Here is a 938-nt window from a genome sequence, read left to right as displayed (position 1 = left end):
ACAATTAAGAAAGCAACGACAGGAAAAGGAAACGCCTCAAAAGTAAAAATGATACAGGCAATGCATGCAAAAGGGCATGCGCCTGAAGATGACAACGAAGCAGATGCTTTGGCAATTTTATATTTAATGAAAGAAGGGGGTACATATGTCCAGTAAAATACCATGGACAAGGCTTTTTGCAGATAAATGGATACTTGATCTTGCTTGTTTGTCTCCCATTGAATGCAATGTTTACATAAAGTTGCGTTTGCAAATGCTTTATACTGGAAAGCCGCTTTTAAATAATTTGAAGGTTTGGGCTAATTACACTGGCTGTTCAGTAAAAATGTTTATGAAAGCATTAAATGTTTTAATGAACACAGGTCATATCACGCGTTTAGAAGATGGTTGTTTATGGAATGTAGATGTTGCAGAAGAACTCACTAACTCAAATGAAAATATAAATAAATTTTCAGAAAGAGCACAGAAGGCAGCGCAAGCAAAATGGGCAAAACGTCATAAAGAAAAAACAATTAGTGATGATCAAGATGCTAAGCATGATGCTTGTGGTATGCTTAAGGATGCTAAGCATGATGCTAACGATATGCTTAAGCATGCTACAAGCAATGCACAAGCAATGCTTAATTATGCCATTAACAATAACAATAACATATATAAAAAAAAACTAATACTATCGTATTAGCAAAAAAAGAAATTGGTTCTGAAAATTTAGAAACAAACGAACAGGTTCAAGAGCCAACAGAGGTTGATGCTGCTAAGAACCAATCAGAGCAAATCGAAACGGGTGCAGATAACCAACCACCCATTCACAAGCCAAGTATTGATACTCAATGCGATATTAAACACCGGTGGCATATTGACGAGAAAGAGCTGGCGAAACTGCCATCACGCAATTTGCCAAAGATTGCCACCACACTTGCAGAAGCCATAGGTGGGGT

1 pseudogene is annotated in these 938 nt (G+C 37.2%); it reads left to right on the top strand.

What is annotated here, in order from left to right:
• Positions 1 to 145: 145 nt before the first annotated feature.
• A pseudogene (locus ABD915_RS09865) lies at positions 146 to 813 on the top strand (hypothetical protein); the annotation flags it as partial.
• Positions 814 to 938 lie beyond the last annotated feature (125 nt).

The organism is Bartonella jaculi (assembly GCF_039543045.1).
GTDB lineage: Bacteria > Pseudomonadota > Alphaproteobacteria > Rhizobiales > Rhizobiaceae > Bartonella > Bartonella jaculi.
Note: the sequence above shows the minus strand (reverse complement) of the source record. Positions and strands in the feature narration are given on the sequence as shown.